This window comes from Cobetia sp. MM1IDA2H-1 (assembly GCF_002916775.2).
Taxonomy (GTDB): Bacteria; Pseudomonadota; Gammaproteobacteria; order Pseudomonadales; family Halomonadaceae; genus Cobetia; species Cobetia marina.
The window spans coordinates 1999725-2014016 of the sequence record NZ_CM133225.1 but is presented as its reverse complement, the minus strand read 5'-3'; the positions used below and the strand labels follow the sequence as shown (position 1 = coordinate 2014016).

Annotated in this window: 15 protein-coding genes; 9 read left to right on the top strand and 6 right to left on the bottom strand. The window is 63.5% G+C overall.

Annotated features, from left to right (window positions below; translation table 11 throughout):
* Positions 1–39: 39 nt before the first annotated feature.
* The 9 genes from BOH68_RS08580 (at position 40) to flgL (ending at position 10208) form a co-directional block, all read left to right on the top strand.
* The gene (locus BOH68_RS08580) at positions 40–732 is read left to right on the top strand and encodes a flagellar hook assembly protein FlgD (protein ID WP_077376223.1); all 693 of its coding nucleotides are present in this window, start codon (positions 40–42) and stop codon (positions 730–732) included.
* 129 nt (positions 733–861) lie between these two features.
* Complete coding sequence (gene flgE / locus BOH68_RS08575; protein WP_077376226.1) at positions 862–2121, top strand: flagellar hook protein FlgE; 1260 nt, start codon at positions 862–864, stop codon at positions 2119–2121.
* A 124-nt stretch (positions 2122–2245) separates the two neighbouring features.
* Complete coding sequence (locus BOH68_RS08570) at positions 2246–3013, top strand: flagellar basal body rod protein FlgF (protein ID WP_077376229.1); 768 nt, start codon at positions 2246–2248, stop codon at positions 3011–3013.
* 29 nt (positions 3014–3042) lie between these two features.
* Positions 3043–3825 carry a flagellar basal-body rod protein FlgG gene (gene flgG, locus BOH68_RS08565; RefSeq protein WP_077376232.1) on the top strand — a complete coding sequence of 261 codons (783 nt, stop codon included), beginning with the start codon at positions 3043–3045 and terminating at the stop codon, positions 3823–3825.
* 112 nt (positions 3826–3937) lie between these two features.
* Positions 3938–4576 (top strand): flagellar basal body L-ring protein FlgH, encoded by a 639-nt coding sequence (locus BOH68_RS08560; protein ID WP_127736814.1) that lies wholly within the window; start codon positions 3938–3940, stop codon positions 4574–4576.
* 69 nt (positions 4577–4645) lie between these two features.
* Complete coding sequence (locus BOH68_RS08555) at positions 4646–5782, top strand: flagellar basal body P-ring protein FlgI (RefSeq protein ID WP_077376238.1); 1137 nt, start codon at positions 4646–4648, stop codon at positions 5780–5782.
* A complete protein-coding gene (flgJ, locus tag BOH68_RS08550; protein WP_077376241.1) occupies positions 5782–7191 on the top strand; it encodes a flagellar assembly peptidoglycan hydrolase FlgJ in 1410 nt (469 codons plus the stop codon). Before BOH68_RS08555 ends, flgJ begins: the two co-directional genes overlap by 1 nt.
* 109 nt (positions 7192–7300) lie before the next feature.
* Entirely contained in the window at positions 7301–8944 is a 1644-nt protein-coding gene (gene flgK / locus BOH68_RS08545; RefSeq protein ID WP_077376244.1) for a flagellar hook-associated protein FlgK, read from the top strand.
* A 10-nt stretch (positions 8945–8954) separates the two neighbouring features.
* Positions 8955–10208 carry a flagellar hook-associated protein FlgL gene (gene flgL, locus BOH68_RS08540; RefSeq protein ID WP_077376247.1) on the top strand — a complete coding sequence of 418 codons (1254 nt, stop codon included), beginning with the start codon at positions 8955–8957 and terminating at the stop codon, positions 10206–10208.
* A 1-nt stretch (position 10209) separates the two neighbouring features.
* Here flgL and fliR read toward each other — a convergent pair whose 3' ends face one another.
* From fliR to fliM, 6 genes are all read right to left on the bottom strand, one after another.
* Positions 10210–11001: a flagellar biosynthetic protein FliR gene (gene fliR / locus BOH68_RS08535; RefSeq protein WP_077376250.1), complete on the bottom strand. Its 792-nt coding sequence runs from the start codon at positions 10999–11001 to the stop codon at positions 10210–10212.
* A gap of 13 nt (positions 11002–11014) precedes the next feature.
* Positions 11015–11284, bottom strand: a complete 270-nt coding sequence (gene fliQ / locus BOH68_RS08530; RefSeq protein WP_077376253.1) for a flagellar biosynthesis protein FliQ — start codon at positions 11282–11284, stop codon at positions 11015–11017.
* Between the two features lie 157 nt (positions 11285–11441).
* Complete coding sequence (gene fliP / locus BOH68_RS08525; protein ID WP_103751439.1) at positions 11442–12140, bottom strand: flagellar type III secretion system pore protein FliP; 699 nt, start codon at positions 12138–12140, stop codon at positions 11442–11444.
* A gap of 80 nt (positions 12141–12220) precedes the next feature.
* The gene (gene fliO, locus BOH68_RS08520; protein ID WP_077376259.1) at positions 12221–12781 is read right to left on the bottom strand and encodes a flagellar biosynthetic protein FliO; all 561 of its coding nucleotides are present in this window, start codon (positions 12779–12781) and stop codon (positions 12221–12223) included.
* 12 nt (positions 12782–12793) lie between these two features.
* The gene (gene fliN, locus BOH68_RS08515; RefSeq protein WP_077376262.1) at positions 12794–13285 is read right to left on the bottom strand and encodes a flagellar motor switch protein FliN; all 492 of its coding nucleotides are present in this window, start codon (positions 13283–13285) and stop codon (positions 12794–12796) included.
* Entirely contained in the window at positions 13278–14288 is a 1011-nt protein-coding gene (fliM, locus tag BOH68_RS08510; protein ID WP_077376265.1) for a flagellar motor switch protein FliM, read from the bottom strand. The genes fliN and fliM overlap by 8 nt, the downstream gene beginning before the upstream one ends.
* Positions 14289–14292 lie beyond the last annotated feature (4 nt).

The window sequence follows — 14292 nt, the reverse complement described above, 5'->3', positions numbered from 1 at the left end:
TCTGCCTTCTGACCGCTTTCTCCGCTACCGGGTAATCGCATGGCGACGCTAGATACCAGTCTGCTCAGCAGCCTGAACCAGACCTCCACCACCCCCTCGAGCGCGGCTGCCAGCGCCGTGTCTGCCAGCGGCACCGAGGAGCTCAATGATCAGTTCATGACGTTGCTGGTGGCACAGATGCAGAACCAGGACCCGATGGATCCGGTCTCGAATTCCGATCTCACGGCGCAGTTGGCTCAGATCAGCACGGTCAGCGGGATCGAGGAGCTCAACACGACCCTGGAGAGCATCACCACCCAGATTTCCAGCAGCGAAGCCCTGCAGGCCGCCAGCCTGATCGACAAGGGCGTGCTGGTTGCTGGCGATGCCGTGCTGGTGGGCAATGCCACCTCCACGCCCTTCGGGATCGAGCTTGAAGGAGCGGTGGATGATGCCAGGGTCGAGGTGCTCGCCGCGGATGGCAGCGTGGTCAAGACCTTCGAACTCGGGGCGCTGGACGCCGGCATCCATGGCTTCGTCTGGGATGGTCTGCTGGAGGATGGCAGTCAGGCCGGGGATGGTGCCTACCAGCTGGCGGTGAGTGCCGAGCGTGGCGGTGAGCCCTACAGCGACTTGCAGACACTGAGTTATGGCGTGGTCAGTGGCGTCAATCAATCCGAGAGCGGGGCTCAGCTGGACCTTGGTCCGCAGCTTGGGGTGGTGGAACTTGCGGCCGTGCGTCAGGTGCTCTGAGCTCATGCGCCGGCGCGGGAGGCGAGTCGTTGAGCCCTCGACACGCGCTGTTGGAAAGAGGCTGCGGCCACCCCGAGTATCACGATGCTGCTCGGGATCTCATTCACATAGCGAGACAAGGGACAGATCATGGCGTTTTCACAGGCATTGAGCGGCTTGAGTGCTGCCGCGACCAATCTGGATGTGATCGGCAACAACATCGCCAACTCGGAAACGGTGGGCTTCAAGTCATCCGAGACCCAGTTCGCGGACCTCTATACCAGCTCTCAGGCGGCGGGTATCGGGGTGCAGGTCGCCACCATTTCCCAGGATTTCTCGACAGGGTCCCTGGAAACCACCGGGCGTGATCTGGACCTGGCGATCTCCGGAGAAGGCTTTTTGCGCTTTGCCGACAGTACCGGTCAGGTCGTCTATTCGCGCAATGGCCAGCTCAACATCGATGCCGACGGTTTCATCGTCAATGCACAGGGCGCCCAGCTGACGGGCTATGCGGGCGAGCGAGTCACCGGGGAGCCGGTCGTGCTGCAGGTGCCGACGGCGCCGCTGGCCGCCAGCGCCACCCAGGACAATCTGGCCAACAGCATCTTCGGCGCGCAGGTTTCCATTAATCTGGACGCCGAGGCCGAGACCACCTCCACTACCTTCGATCCCATGGACCCCGCCAGTTATGACTACGCCTCGGCGATGACGGTGTATGACAGCCTGGGCGGCGAGCATGTGGTGACCTCCTTCTATACCAAGACCGGCAACAACACCTGGGATGTCCAGCATGTGATGGATTTCGCGGGCAAGTCGGCCGACTACCAGTCACAGGTGAATGCCGGCAGCACGGCGCCGACGGTCGAGTTCGATGCACAGGTCGAGCAGATCAGCTTCGCCGCCAATGGTCAGTTGGCGGATTACACCCCCACGGCCATGACCTATGCCCTCTCCAATGGGGCGCAGGATCTGAACTTCAGCATCGATCTCTCCGGCAGCACCCAGTACGCCAATGACTATGAAGTCACCTCGCTGTCCCAGAATGGCTATACCTCGGGCAGCCTGGTGGGGGTGTCCTTCGAGGATGATGGCCGGGTCATCGGCAGCTATTCCAACGAGCTCAAGCAGACGCTGGGTACCATCGCGCTGGCCAATTTCGCCAATGATCAGGGGCTGAGGCCCAATGGCGACAATGGTTGGCTGGCGACGGCGGAATCCGGTGAGCCGCTGGTGGGCGTGCCGGGGGAGGGTATCTTCGGCGATGTCGTGTCCGGCGCGGTGGAAGCCTCCAATGTCGACCTGACCACGGAGCTGGTGGATCTGATCGTCGCTCAGCGCAATTACCAGTCCAATGCCCAGACCATCCAGGTCCAGGATGAAGTCCAGCAGACCGTGATCAACCTGCGTTGATCCGCGCTGAAGGGTGATGTGTCGCGACACGGTGTGGCGGCGGCACCTGGCCACTGACCGCCGTGCCTGACCACTGTGACTGGCGGCGACTGACCGCAACGATTGATGAAAGGAGGAGTCGGTGATGGACAGGATGCTCTACACCGCCATGAGCGGTGCCCAGCGAAGTCTGGCGGCGCAGGATGTCGCCGGGCATAACCTGGCCAATGTCTCCACCACGGGCTTTCGCGAGATGCTGACCCTGTCACGCGCCGTGGATGTCCAGGGCGAGGGCCTGCCGACGCGGGTGTCCAGTCAGCTGACCACCTCTGGGGCCTCCATGGCACAGGGCACGATCCAGTCCACCGGACGTGCGCTGGATGTCGCCCTCGACGGCCCGGGGATGCTGGTCGTGCAGGGCGCGGATGGCGAGGAACGCTACACCCGCAACGGCGCCCTGCAGATCGACGCCGACGGCATGCTGACATCGGGTGGCTTGCCGGTGATGGGCGATGGCGGGCCGATCGCGCTGCCGCTCAATGCCATCGTTCACATCGCCGCGGATGGTGGCGTGAGCGCTCGTTCGGCGGCGGATGCACCGGACACCATGGCGCTGCAGGCACAGCTCAAGCTGGTCAACCCCGATAGCGTGCCCGGTGGGCTGCCGCTGGAGCGTGGGGCGGACGGCTATTTTCGCCAGCCGCTGACCGCCGAGGGGGTGCCGGCCGTGCCATTGGTGGCGGACCCCGAGGTGCGTGTCGTCTCGGGAGCGCTGGAAGGCAGCAATGTCTCGGCGACCGACGCCATGGTCGCCATGATCAACAATGCCCGCGGTTTCGAGATGCAGATGAAAGGCATCGAGACCGCGGAGCGCATGGCCGAGCGGGGCAATAGCCTGCTTGGTCTCGACTGACACCGAAGCCTGATTGCGGAGCCCATCAGATGATTCGTGCCCTATGGACGGCCAAGAGCGGCCTTGAAGCTCAGCAGATGCAGATGGACGTGACCGCCAACAACCTGGCCAACGTCTCGACCAATGGTTTCAAGCGTTCCCGCGCGGTGTTTGAAGACCTGCTCTATCAGAATCTGCGCCAACCGGGCGCGGCTTCATCCGCCACCACGGAGCTGCCCTCGGGCCTGCAGGTGGGGACCGGGGTGCGAACCGTGGCCACCGAGCGCCTGCATATCCAGGGCAATCTGGAGCAGACGGAAAATTCCAAGGACGTCGCCATCAACGGGCAGGGCTTCTTTGCGGTGATGCTGCCGGATGGCACCAGCGCATATACCCGCGATGGGTCCTTCCAGCTCGACAGTACTGGCCAGCTGGTGACGGCCAGTGGCTATCCGCTGGACCCGGCGATCGTCATCCCGGCCAATGCGCTGAGCGTGGATATCGCCTCGGATGGCGTGGTCAGTGTCACCCAGCCGGGCGCGACCAACAGTACCGAAGTCGGGCAGCTGCAGCTTTCCACCTTCATCAATCCTGCTGGCCTCTTCAGTCGTGGGGAGAATCTCTATTCCGAGACGGACGCCTCTGGGCCGCGCAGCGACAGCGTGCCCGGCTTCAATGGGGCTGGCACGCTCTATCAAGGCTTCGTCGAGACCTCCAACGTCAACGTGGTGGAAGAGATGGTGGGCATGATCCAGAACCAGCGTGCCTACGAGATCAACTCCAAGGCCGTGACCACCACCGATCAGATGCTCGAGCGTCTGGTCCAGATGTAAGGGGCCTGGCATGTCGCTTTCGTGTGATCTGGTGAGCAGGGTAGAGGCGTCACGGCAGGCCGTGCGGCGGGCGTCTGTGCGTGGAGCAGGAATTGCGGGCCTGCTGGGCGCGATGCTGCTGGGGGCTGGCTGCGCCTATGTCCCAAGCGAGCCGCTGGTGGACACCACGCCACTGGAATCCACGCTGCAGCCGCGTCCCCAGCCGATGGCCAATGGCGCCATCTTCCAGCCGCTTTATGGCAATCAGCCGCTGTTCGAGGACCGACGCCCGCGTGCCATCGGCGACATCATCACCATTCTGCTGGATGAGAACGTCAGTGCCAGCAAGAGCTCGGCCAGCAACGCGAGTCGCGATGGCAGCGTCGGCTTCTCGCTGAGCGCCATTCCCGACTTCATGACCGGCTTGCTGGATGGTACCGATGCCGATATCGAGGGCGACAACGACTTCACCGGCAGCGGTGGCTCGAATGCCAACAACAGTTTCACCGGCACCATCACCGTGACGGTCAGTCAGGTGCAGCCCAACGGCAATCTCGAGGTGCGTGGCGAGAAGCGCATCGCGATCAATCAGGGCACCGAGTCGATCCGCTTTTCAGGGGTCGTGAACCCGCGCACGATTTCCTCGGCCAATACCGTGCAGTCCACCCAGGTGGCCAGCGCACGCATCGAATACGTGGGCGACGGCTATATCAATGAGGCCCAGAACATGGGCTGGATGCAGCGCTTCTTCCTGAATCTGGCACCGTTCTGATGGCGCTGCCCGGCGTGAGCCTGACAGGGTGTCTTCCCACCATGACCTTTCTTGACGAGTCGCTTTCCGATGCTTGAGCTGATACTCCCCGTGCGACTGCGCGCAGCACTCTCAGCCTGTCTGCTGCTGACCGGCCTGCTGTTCTCCCTGGAGTCGGTGCAGGCCGACCGCATCAAGGACCTCGCGCAGGTACGTGGCGTTCGCGACAACCCGTTGGTCGGCTATGGCCTGGTCGTGGGACTCGATGGCAGCGGTGACCAGACCACCCAGGCCCCCTTCACCGGGCAGAGTCTGACCAACATGCTCTCCCAGCTGGGGGTGACGGTTCCGTCGGGCACCAACATGCAGCTCAAGAACGTGGCTGCGGTGATGGTGACCGCGAGCCTGCCGGCCTTCGCCAGTTCCGGTCAGCCCATCGATGTCGTGGTGTCCTCGCTTGGCAATGCCAAGAGTCTGCGTGGCGGCACCTTGCTGCTGACACCGCTCAAGGGGGTGGACGGCCAGGTCTACGCGCTGGCGCAGGGCAATCTGATCATCGGGGGCGCCGGGGCCCAGGCGGGTGGCTCAAGCGTGCAGGTCAATCAGCTCACGGCAGGGCGCATTCCTGGCGGGGCAACGGTGGAGCGCGGTGTGCCCACCCGACTCGGCGATGAGAATGGCGTGATTCATCTGGATCTGTTCGAGGGCGATTTCAATCATGCCCAGAACGTCGCCACTGCGATCAATCGACACTTCGGTGGCTCGCTGGCCTCGCCGTTGAGCAATCGGGACATCGTGATTCAGGCGCCACGCGACATCAGCCAGCGGGTCGGTTTCATCGCCGGGCTGGAAAATATCGAGGTGTCACTGGGCGTGCCGCGCGCACGTGTGGTGGTCAATGCCCGTACCGGCTCGGTGGTGATGAATTCCGAGGTGCGCCTGGCGCGTGCCGCCGTCACCCACGGCAACCTCTCGGTGGTGATCGATGCCAATCCGGTGATCAGTCAGCCCGCGCCGCTGTCCCAGGGACAGACGGCAGTGGTCAACGACCCCGATATCAGCGTTAACCAGCAGGGCGGTGCGCTGCGCATGGTCGAGGGGACGGCCAGCCTTTCCGAGGTGGTCGACGGTCTCAATGCCCTGGGGGCCACCCCGCAGGATCTGGTCTCGATTCTCGAGGCGCTCAAGGCAGCCGGCGCGCTGCGTGCTGATCTCGAGGTGATCTGATGGGGCTGTCCACGAGCAATGCCGGCGTGGATGCCGGGCGTCTGGCCTTCGATACCCAGGGACTTGCGAGTCTCAAGGGGGCGGCCACGAGTGGCGGAGAGCGGCAGCAGCAGGCTCTTGAGGAGAGTGCCCGTCAATTTGAAGCCTTGATGCTCAACATGATGCTCAAGCAGATGCGCTCGGCGACCGAAAGCTCAGCGCTGACCGGCTCCCAGCAGCAGGAGATGATGACCTCGATGCTGGATCAGCAGCTCTCACAGCAGCTGGCCAGTGTCGGGGAGGGGGTGGGGCTTTCGCGGATCCTGATTCAGCAACTGTCCTCCCGGGCAGGCACGGCTGGCGGTGATTCCTCGCCTGAGACAACGTCCAGTGAGTCTGCCCACGCTCTTGTCTCTGATCTCGTCGCCAAGGAGTTTGGCGCTGCGCAGGGGGGGGCGGACGCGAACTGGCTGTCAGCGGTGGAAGCCGAAGGCGCCGACTCGCCTGGCGGCTTCATGGCGATGCTGGAGGTGGTATCGGCGGGTCGGGAGGTTCAGGGACTCTATGCCGAGATACCTCAGGGAGCTGTCGGGGCGAGTACTGAGCGACTTTCACAAGGCCATCAGACGGCACGCTCGGCCGCTGATGTGTCGATGCTCAACGCGCACCAGCGTCAGCAACCCGACAACGTTCAGCGGTTCGTGGCGGAGTTTGCGCCAGCGGCGCGCGCAGCCAGTCGTGAAAGCGGCTTGCCGGCTGAGTTGATCCTGGCGCAGGCCGCACTCGAGACCGGCTGGGGCGAGCGACGCATCCACACCGAGGACGGCCAGGACAGCCACAACCTGTTCGGCATCAAGGCCGGCATCAGCTGGCAGGGGGACATCACCACGGTACTGACCACGGAATATCGTGAGGGACGTCGGCTGCAGCTGGAAGACAGCTTCCGGGTCTATCCGGATCAGGCCAGTGCGCTGCGTGACCACGCCGCGTTGCTGAGCGGGGCCGAGCGCTATGCCCATGTCGCCCGGTCTCCGGATGCGCAAAGCGCCGCGCGTGCCCTGCAGTCGGCAGGCTATGCCACCGACCCTCACTATGCCGACAAGCTGATCTCGATCATGCAACGTGTCGGCCCGCTGGATGCCAGCGGTGATCGCGAGCTTTCATCGCCTCGCCTGGCGTCACGTGACGTGCTGCCGTCTTCGGAGGTGGAACGCTCCCTCCCGGGCACCTCAACCGCCAGCGCCTCGCAGGACACTCAAGAGCCGGGATGGCTGGCTGCCTCCGCACCGCTGTGGCAGCGCGACGCCGGTGAGGCCAGGCCCCTCTTCGCCGATGACACGGCAATGCCGGTGACAGCCCCGGCGGCAACGCCTTCGCAGAGCGGAGCGATTCCGCTTGCGATGACGACCTCTCGAGGGCTACTGGAGTAGGTCGTGACTCAAGTTCGCTCAGCACTGGCCGATAGTCAGGCATGCCCGGCACGTCGCGGCAGAGTGCCCATCTTCCTACTGTCTTCTTCATTCGCTTCAGGTAAACGTCATGGCCAGCAGCATGTTGAGTATCGGTGTCAGTGGTCTGCAGGCCGCCCAGACCGCGCTTGCCACCAACAGCAACAACATCGCCAACGTCTATACGCCGGGTTATAGCCGCGAGACGGTGGAACTGAGTGGCGGGCCGGGGGCCAACCCGGTCTCTGGCGTCAGCGTGTCTTCCATCAGTCGCCAGACGGATGCGTATCTCTCGGCGCAGCTGGATTCGGCGCTGAGCGCCAGCGCGGCGCTGGAAACCCGTGAGGCCAATCTCAGCCAGATCGACAATCTGCTGGCGGATGAAGAGGCTGGCTTGGCGCCTCTGATGCAGCAGTTCTTCGCTGCCATCGAGGGTGTCGCCAGCCAGCCGGGCGACCCTGCCGCCCGCGAGAGCATGTTGGGCACGGCGGAGAGCCTGGCCGGGCAACTCAATGCCTTCGCGGGGTATCTCGATGAGATGGATGCCGGTGTCAATGCGCGAATCGGCGATGTGGTCGGCGACATCAACAACGCCACCACCCAGATCGCCTCGCTGAACGAGCAGATTTCCATGACGCGTGCCCGCACCGGAGAAGAGCCGCTGGGGCTGCTGGATCAGCGTGATCAGGCGGTCACCGAGTTGCAATCGCTGGTGGGTGTCGACGTGCAGGAGCAGGACGGGCGCTTGAGCATCAGCCTTGGCAACGGTCAGCTGCTGGTCAATGGCAGCGACAGCCATGATCTTGTCGCGGTGGTGGACCCTCAGGATGCCAGTCGGGTGGTGGTCAATTACAGCGCGGCCCCGGGAATGCCGATGAGTCTCGAAGAGGGCCAGCTTGAGGGCGGCACGCTGGGCGGATTGCTGGGCTTTCGTGAGGAGAGTCTGGCGCCGGCCCAGAATCAGTTGGGGCAACTGGCGGCGGGTCTGGCATTGACCTTCAATGCCCAGCATGGCGACGGGATCGATGCCAATGGTGACGCCGGCGGCGACTTCTTCACGCTCGGCACGCCGGAGGTCCTGCCCGCCAGCGGCAACACCCTCGATGCGGCGCTTGAGGTCGAGTTCGCTCCTGCGACCCTAAAGGAGGGTGAGGACTTCTACAGTGTCGCGCTGACCGGTGATGACTATCGCCTGAGCCTGGAGGGCGGGGAATACCGGCTCGAGAATCTGGGCAATGGCACAGTGGAGAGTCTGAGTCCGGACAGCGAAGGCCTGATGCAACATGAGGGGCTGATCCTCTCGGCCACCAACATGCAGGAGGGTGACAGCTTCACCATCCAGCCGACGCGCCAGATTGCGGCGACGTTTGGGGTCGCGATCGATGACGGCGCTGACATCGCGGCGGGCGAGAGCAGCGGCAGCCTCGACAACCGCAATATCCTGGCGTTGCAGCAGTTGCAGAGCAGCGACGCGCTGGGCAGTGCCGGCAGCTTCAATGATCAATACGCCTCGCTGGTCAGCCATGTCGGCAATCAGACTCGGCTGGTGCAGGTCAATCTGGAGGCGCAACAGAGCCTGACCGAGCAGCTGACGGCCGCCGAGCAGTCGGTGTCAGGGGTCAACCTCGATGAGGAAGCCGCGGACCTGATTCGCTATCAGCAGTTCTACCAGGCCAACGCTCAGGTCATCCAGACCGCGGCAACGGTGCTGGATACCCTCCTGAACATCCGCTAACGAGGTCGTGATGCGCATCAGTACCCAAACCCTCTATGCCCAGGGCGTCAATTCGATGCTGGAGCAGCAGGCCGCGTTCTCGAAGGTGTCCGAGCAGCTCGCCAGCGGCAAGCGCGTGGTCAATCCCTCGGATGACCCCAGTGCCGCCAGTCAGGCAGTGACGATCTCGCAGGCACAGGCCGTCAATGAGCAGTTCAGCGACAGTCGGACCACGGCGCGCAACACCTTGTCCCTCGAGGAAAGTACGCTCAATCAGGTCACCGATACCATCACGCGTGTCCAGAGCCTGATCGTCCAGGCAGGCAATGGCACCCTCAGTGACAGCGATCGCGACGCGCTGGCCACCGAGATCGAAGGCAGCCGAGACGTGCTGCTGGGGCTGGCCAACAGCACCGATGGCAATGGCAACTATCTGTTCGGTGGCTTGCAGGGGGATACGGCACCCTTCGCTGAGGACGGCACCTATCGCGGAGATGACCAGCAGCGCCAGCAGCGCGTCGACAGCTCGCGCCTGATGGAGGTCAATCACACCGGCAGCCAGATCTTCGCTGGCGTGGCATCCGGCAGCCAGTCGTTGGCGATCCAGACCAGCAGCCGCGAGTCGTCATTGCCGATCACCTTCAAGGGGCCGGAGCTGATCGATTCGAGCGCGCGTGTCGATGGCGCTTCCTACACCATCGACATCGATGCGACTGGCGTCACGATCACCGATGCCGACGGTGCGGATATCACGATGCTGGATGGTGATGGCGACCCGCTGGCATCACCGGTGGCGTTCCGCGATGGCATGACGCTTGCGTTCAATGGCCTGTCGATGACGCTGTCCGGTGTTGAGCAACAGGTGCTTGAAGCTCAGGCGTCCGGCAAGGCAACGCAGCTGGTGGTCGAGGAGGGAGAGGCCAGCGCCGAGGTCTTCGCCAATCTGGACAGCCTCATCACGGCACTGGCGACGCCCATCGAGACCGACGAGGATCAAGCCGCGTTCGACAATGCCATCGCGAGCGCCAGTCGCCAGTTCCGCAACAGTCTCGACAACGTGCTGACCGTACGCGCCGATGTCGGCACCAAGCTCAATGAACTGGACGCTCTCGATCTCATCGGTGATGACCGCGAAATCAATTATGCCGCCACACGCTCTGACCTGATCGACCTGGATTACAATGCCGCGATCTCTGATTATTCACTGGCTCAGGTCGGGCTGCAGGCCTCCCAGCAGGCCTTTTCCGAGATCTCCTCGATGTCGCTGTTCGATTATCTGCGCTGATTCACAGACCGCTTCCCAGCCCTGCATGCACGGCCTGCAGGGCGCTCAACGCCTGACGGAACAGCAGCGACAGCCAATCCGTCATGCCGGGCATCATCAGCCACAGCATGGCGATGCCCAGCAGCAGGGTGAGCGGAAAGCCGATGGAGAAGACGGATAGCTGCGGCGCCGAGCGGTTCAGTACGCCCATGGCCAGATTGATGGCCAGCAGCGATGCCACCAGTGGCAATGCCAGCAGCAGCCCTGCGCTGAACAGGCTGGCGCTCCAGAGCAGCAGGTTTTCCAGTCCCGGTGGCCCCAGCCGAGCGAGATCCAGCGGGATGTCATGGAAATGTCCCACCAGAATTTCCAGCACCAGCAGATGGCCGTTGAAGGCCAGAAACAGCAGCATCGCGAGCATGCCCAGCAGACGTGACAGCACCTGGGTGTTGGTGCCGGTGTCCTCGGAGAAGAAGCTGGCGAAGGCCAGCCCCATCTGCAGACCGATGAATTCCCCCGCCGCCTCGACGATGGCGAAGGTGATGCGCATCACCAGACCCAGTGCCATGCCGACCGCCATCTGCAGTGCCAGTTGCCACACGGCCACCAGCCCCAGCATGTCCGGTGCCGGTGGGCTGTCGATCAATGGCGCGATGATCACGGCCAGGCCGAACGCCATCAGCAGTCGCACCGGGGTCGGCAGACTCCGGTGCCCGAAGATCGGCGCGATCAGCATGAAGCCTGACAGGCGCGCGAACGGCCACATGACACTGACGATCATCGCCTGGAGCTGATTCGGGTCCAACCCGTTCATGCGCGCTCCCAGCCTAGCCGATCAACTGCGGAAAGCCCGTGAAGACGCTGCGCGTGAAGTCGAGCAGCGTCTCCAGAAGCCAGGGGCCCGCCGCGACCAGCACCGCGAAGACGCCGAGAATCTTGGGGATGAAGGACAGTGTCATCTCGTTGATCTGCGTGGCGGCCTGGAACAGGCTGACCACGAGCCCGATCACCAGCGCGCTGGCCAGCAGCGGGCTTGCCACCAGTAGCGTGATGTACATGGCATGTGAGGCCAGACTGGTGATGACGTCAGGTGTCATGCGCGACTCCATGGGCGATGAGGCGGAGAAAAGACGGGGATGAGACGAAGATGAAAATGTAAAGAAGATCAGACACAGAGGTCCGGTGCTGCTGGCCATCGGGAGGGCCGGGCCAGCCAGCTCACTCGCGACATCAGAGGAAACCTCCATCGAGAGCTCAGTAGAAACTGTCGGCCAGTGACCCCAGTAACAGCTGCCAGCCATCGACCAGCACGAACAGCATCAGCTTGAAGGGCAGCGAGATGGTGGCAGGCGGTACCATCATCATCCCCAGCGCCATCAGGACGCTGGCCACCACCAGGTCGATGATCAGGAAGGGCACGAACAGCGTGAAGCCGATCTGGAAGGCCGTCTTCAGTTCGCTGGTCACGAAGGCCGGCAACAGGACACGCCAAGGCACCTCCTGTGGTCCCTGTATCTCATCGAGTTCTGCCAGGCGCGCGAACAGCGCGATGTCAGGCTCACGCACCTGGCCGAGCATGAACTCCCGCAGCGGCACGCCGCCGCGTTCGATGGCTTCCTGAAGGCCGATCTGCTGGCTGTCGTAAGGCTGCCAAGCCTCGTCATGGATGCGCTCGATGATGGGCGACATGATGAAGAAGGTCAGAAACAGCGCGATGCCGACCAGAATCTGATTGGGGGGAGCCGACTGGGTACCGATGGCCGTGCGCAGCAGCCCCAGCACGATGATGATGCGAGTGAAGGCGCTCATCATCAGCAGTGCCGCCGGCAACATCGCCAGCCCGCTCAACAGGATCAATGTCTGGACATTGAGCGACCACTGCTCGCCACCGTTGGGCAATGGCTGGCTGGTCAGCCCCGTCAGGACATCGGCGTGGGTCGGCAGACTGGTCATGGCCAGCAGGATCGCAAGCCCCGCCTTGATGAGCGTCGCCGTCCCGCGGCCGGCTGGTCGGGGGATGTGGCATGTCGCGGTCATCGCTCGACCGCCTTGTTCGTCAGACGTGACTGCAACAGCGCCGCGAAGCCCTGCTTGCGTGCGGCATCAGACCCAGACTCGCCGCCGGACTGGCAGTCGAGGTTCTCGGGGAGTGCCTGCTCGTCGAGATCCCCCAGATGGCTGACGCCCTGCGGCCCCACCCCCAGCATCAGGCGCTGATGCCCCACCTCGACCACTACCAGGCTCTGCTTGTGGCCCAGTGGCAGGCGTGCCAGGGCGCGGAGCGGTACGCGTGTGCCGTGAACACCGGCCCCGGCTCCCAGACGCTTGACCAGCCAGGCCAGCAGCAGGATCAGCGCGATCACCCCTGACAGCGCCAGTCCCGTGGTGGCAAGACTCGCCGCCCCGAGCGGCGATTCCTGTGGGTCATGTCGGAAGCCGGGCTCGGTAGGGGCCAGCGTCTGCGTGGTGTGTGCAGCGGTGGTGCTACCCGCGAGGATGTCACTCGCAGGGGGGGCGTCGGTGGCGGCGGCAGTGGTCGTCTCGGCGAGATCAGACTCCGAGAGGGCGGCGGATATGGGAGCAGTGGCAGACATGCAGAGACAGCCTCAGCGGTTGAGCTTCTGTACCCGCTCATTGGGAGTGATGATTTCCGTGATGCGGATACCGTACTTGTCCTCGACCACGACGACCTCGCCCTGGGCGATCAGATAGCCATTGATCAGGATGTCCATCGGCTCACCGGCCAGGCCATCCAGCTCGATCACCGAGCCCTGGGAAAGCTCCAGCAGCTGCTTGATGGTCAAGCGGGTGCGTCCGAGCTCCACGGTCATCTTGACCGGGATGTCCATGATCATGTCCAGCTCACGCGGTCTCGTCTCCCCTCCAGAGCCATCCAGCGGCTGGAAGATGTCGCTTGAGCCTGGCGCGGCGCTGGCGTTCGGCGCCTGCTCTTCCATGGCCTGGGCCCATTCCTCTCCCATCTGTTCGGTCATCGCTTCCGCCCAGGGGTCATCGGGGGATTGTCCCGAGGCTGACGATCCGGCATTTCCCGGGGATTCGGGTGACGTGTGCTCTTCGGGCGAATTGGGCTCACTCATCGCCGGTGTCCTCGTATGCGGAATTGATCGGGTGATTGATGATGCGGCTCACGCGCAGGGCACGATGCCCGTTGGCGCTGCCAAAACCGGCTTCCAGGACTGGCACGCCATTGACGTAGGCATTGACGGTGCCCGGGCGTTCGATGGGCAGGACGTCACCAACCGTCAGTTCCGCCAGTGCCCCGAGCGTCGTTTCCAGCGTGCAGAAATCGGCATGCAGCTCGACATCGGTGGCGCGGACTTCCTGCCGCAGTCGCTCGCTCCACTGGCTGTCGCCCTCGGCGGTCGTTTCCTGCAGCGGGCTGGATAGCAGCTCACGATGGGGTTCAATCATCGAGTAGGGCAGGCAGATCTGGAAGTCACTGCTGTGATTGCCCACCTCGAGATGGAAGCCGGTGCAGACCACGATCTCGTTGGGGGAGCTGGTGATATTGGCGAACTTGACCTGCATCTCGCTGCGCAGGTACTCAAGCTCTGCCGGAAACACTCCCGACCAGGCGTCCTGATAGGCAGTGAGGGCCAATCTCATCAGGCGCTGGATGACACGTTGTTCCGTGCGGGTGAATTCACGGCCTTCGGACTTGGTCACGAAGCGGCCATCACCACCGAACAGGCTGTCGACCACCATGAAGACGAGACTGGGCGGGAAGACCAGCATCGAGGTGCCGCGCAGGGGCTTCATGGTGAACAGATTGATGTTGGTGGGCACCGGCACGTTGCGCGAGAACTCGTTGTAGCTGAGAAACTGCACCGGCCCTGGCGTGATGTCAGCTCCGCGCCGAATCAGATTGAACAGTCCCATGCGGAACTGGCGGCTGAAGCGTGAATTGATGATGTCCAGCGCATGCAGACGGTCCCGGATCACGCGGTGCTGGCGTGCGGGGTCAAAAGGGCGGATACGCTCCTTCTCGGGGGCCTTGGCAGCCTCCGAGCCGTGCTCTCCATTGACACCGGAGAGCAGCGCGTCGATTTCATCCTGGGATAGCAGGTCGTCTTGAGCCATGGAG

Bases quoted from the DNA above. Each gene is read 5' to 3' on its own strand.
- flgG (WP_077376232.1), top strand. From the start codon at position 3,043: ATGATTCGTGCCCTATGGACGGCCAAGAGCGGCCTTGAAGCTCAGCAG.
- BOH68_RS08560 (WP_127736814.1), top strand. From the start codon at position 3,938: ATGCTGCTGGGGGCTGGCTGCGCCTATGTCCCAAGCGAGCCGCTGGTG.
- fliP (WP_103751439.1), bottom strand. From the start codon at position 12,140: ATGACCAGTCTGCCGACCCACGCCGATGTCCTGACGGGGCTGACCAGC.
- fliQ (WP_077376253.1), bottom strand. From the start codon at position 11,284: ATGACACCTGACGTCATCACCAGTCTGGCCTCACATGCCATGTACATC.
- flgJ (WP_077376241.1), top strand. From the start codon at position 5,782: ATGGGGCTGTCCACGAGCAATGCCGGCGTGGATGCCGGGCGTCTGGCC.
- fliR (WP_077376250.1), bottom strand. From the start codon at position 11,001: ATGAACGGGTTGGACCCGAATCAGCTCCAGGCGATGATCGTCAGTGTC.
- BOH68_RS08580 (WP_077376223.1), top strand. From the start codon at position 40: ATGGCGACGCTAGATACCAGTCTGCTCAGCAGCCTGAACCAGACCTCC.
- flgE (WP_077376226.1), top strand. From the start codon at position 862: ATGGCGTTTTCACAGGCATTGAGCGGCTTGAGTGCTGCCGCGACCAAT.
- BOH68_RS08555 (WP_077376238.1), top strand. From the start codon at position 4,646: ATGCTTGAGCTGATACTCCCCGTGCGACTGCGCGCAGCACTCTCAGCC.
- fliN (WP_077376262.1), bottom strand. From the start codon at position 13,285: ATGAGTGAGCCCAATTCGCCCGAAGAGCACACGTCACCCGAATCCCCG.
- flgK (WP_077376244.1), top strand. From the start codon at position 7,301: ATGGCCAGCAGCATGTTGAGTATCGGTGTCAGTGGTCTGCAGGCCGCC.
- fliO (WP_077376259.1), bottom strand. From the start codon at position 12,781: ATGTCTGCCACTGCTCCCATATCCGCCGCCCTCTCGGAGTCTGATCTC.
- BOH68_RS08570 (WP_077376229.1), top strand. From the start codon at position 2,246: ATGGACAGGATGCTCTACACCGCCATGAGCGGTGCCCAGCGAAGTCTG.
- fliM (WP_077376265.1), bottom strand. From the start codon at position 14,288: ATGGCTCAAGACGACCTGCTATCCCAGGATGAAATCGACGCGCTGCTC.
- flgL (WP_077376247.1), top strand. From the start codon at position 8,955: ATGCGCATCAGTACCCAAACCCTCTATGCCCAGGGCGTCAATTCGATG.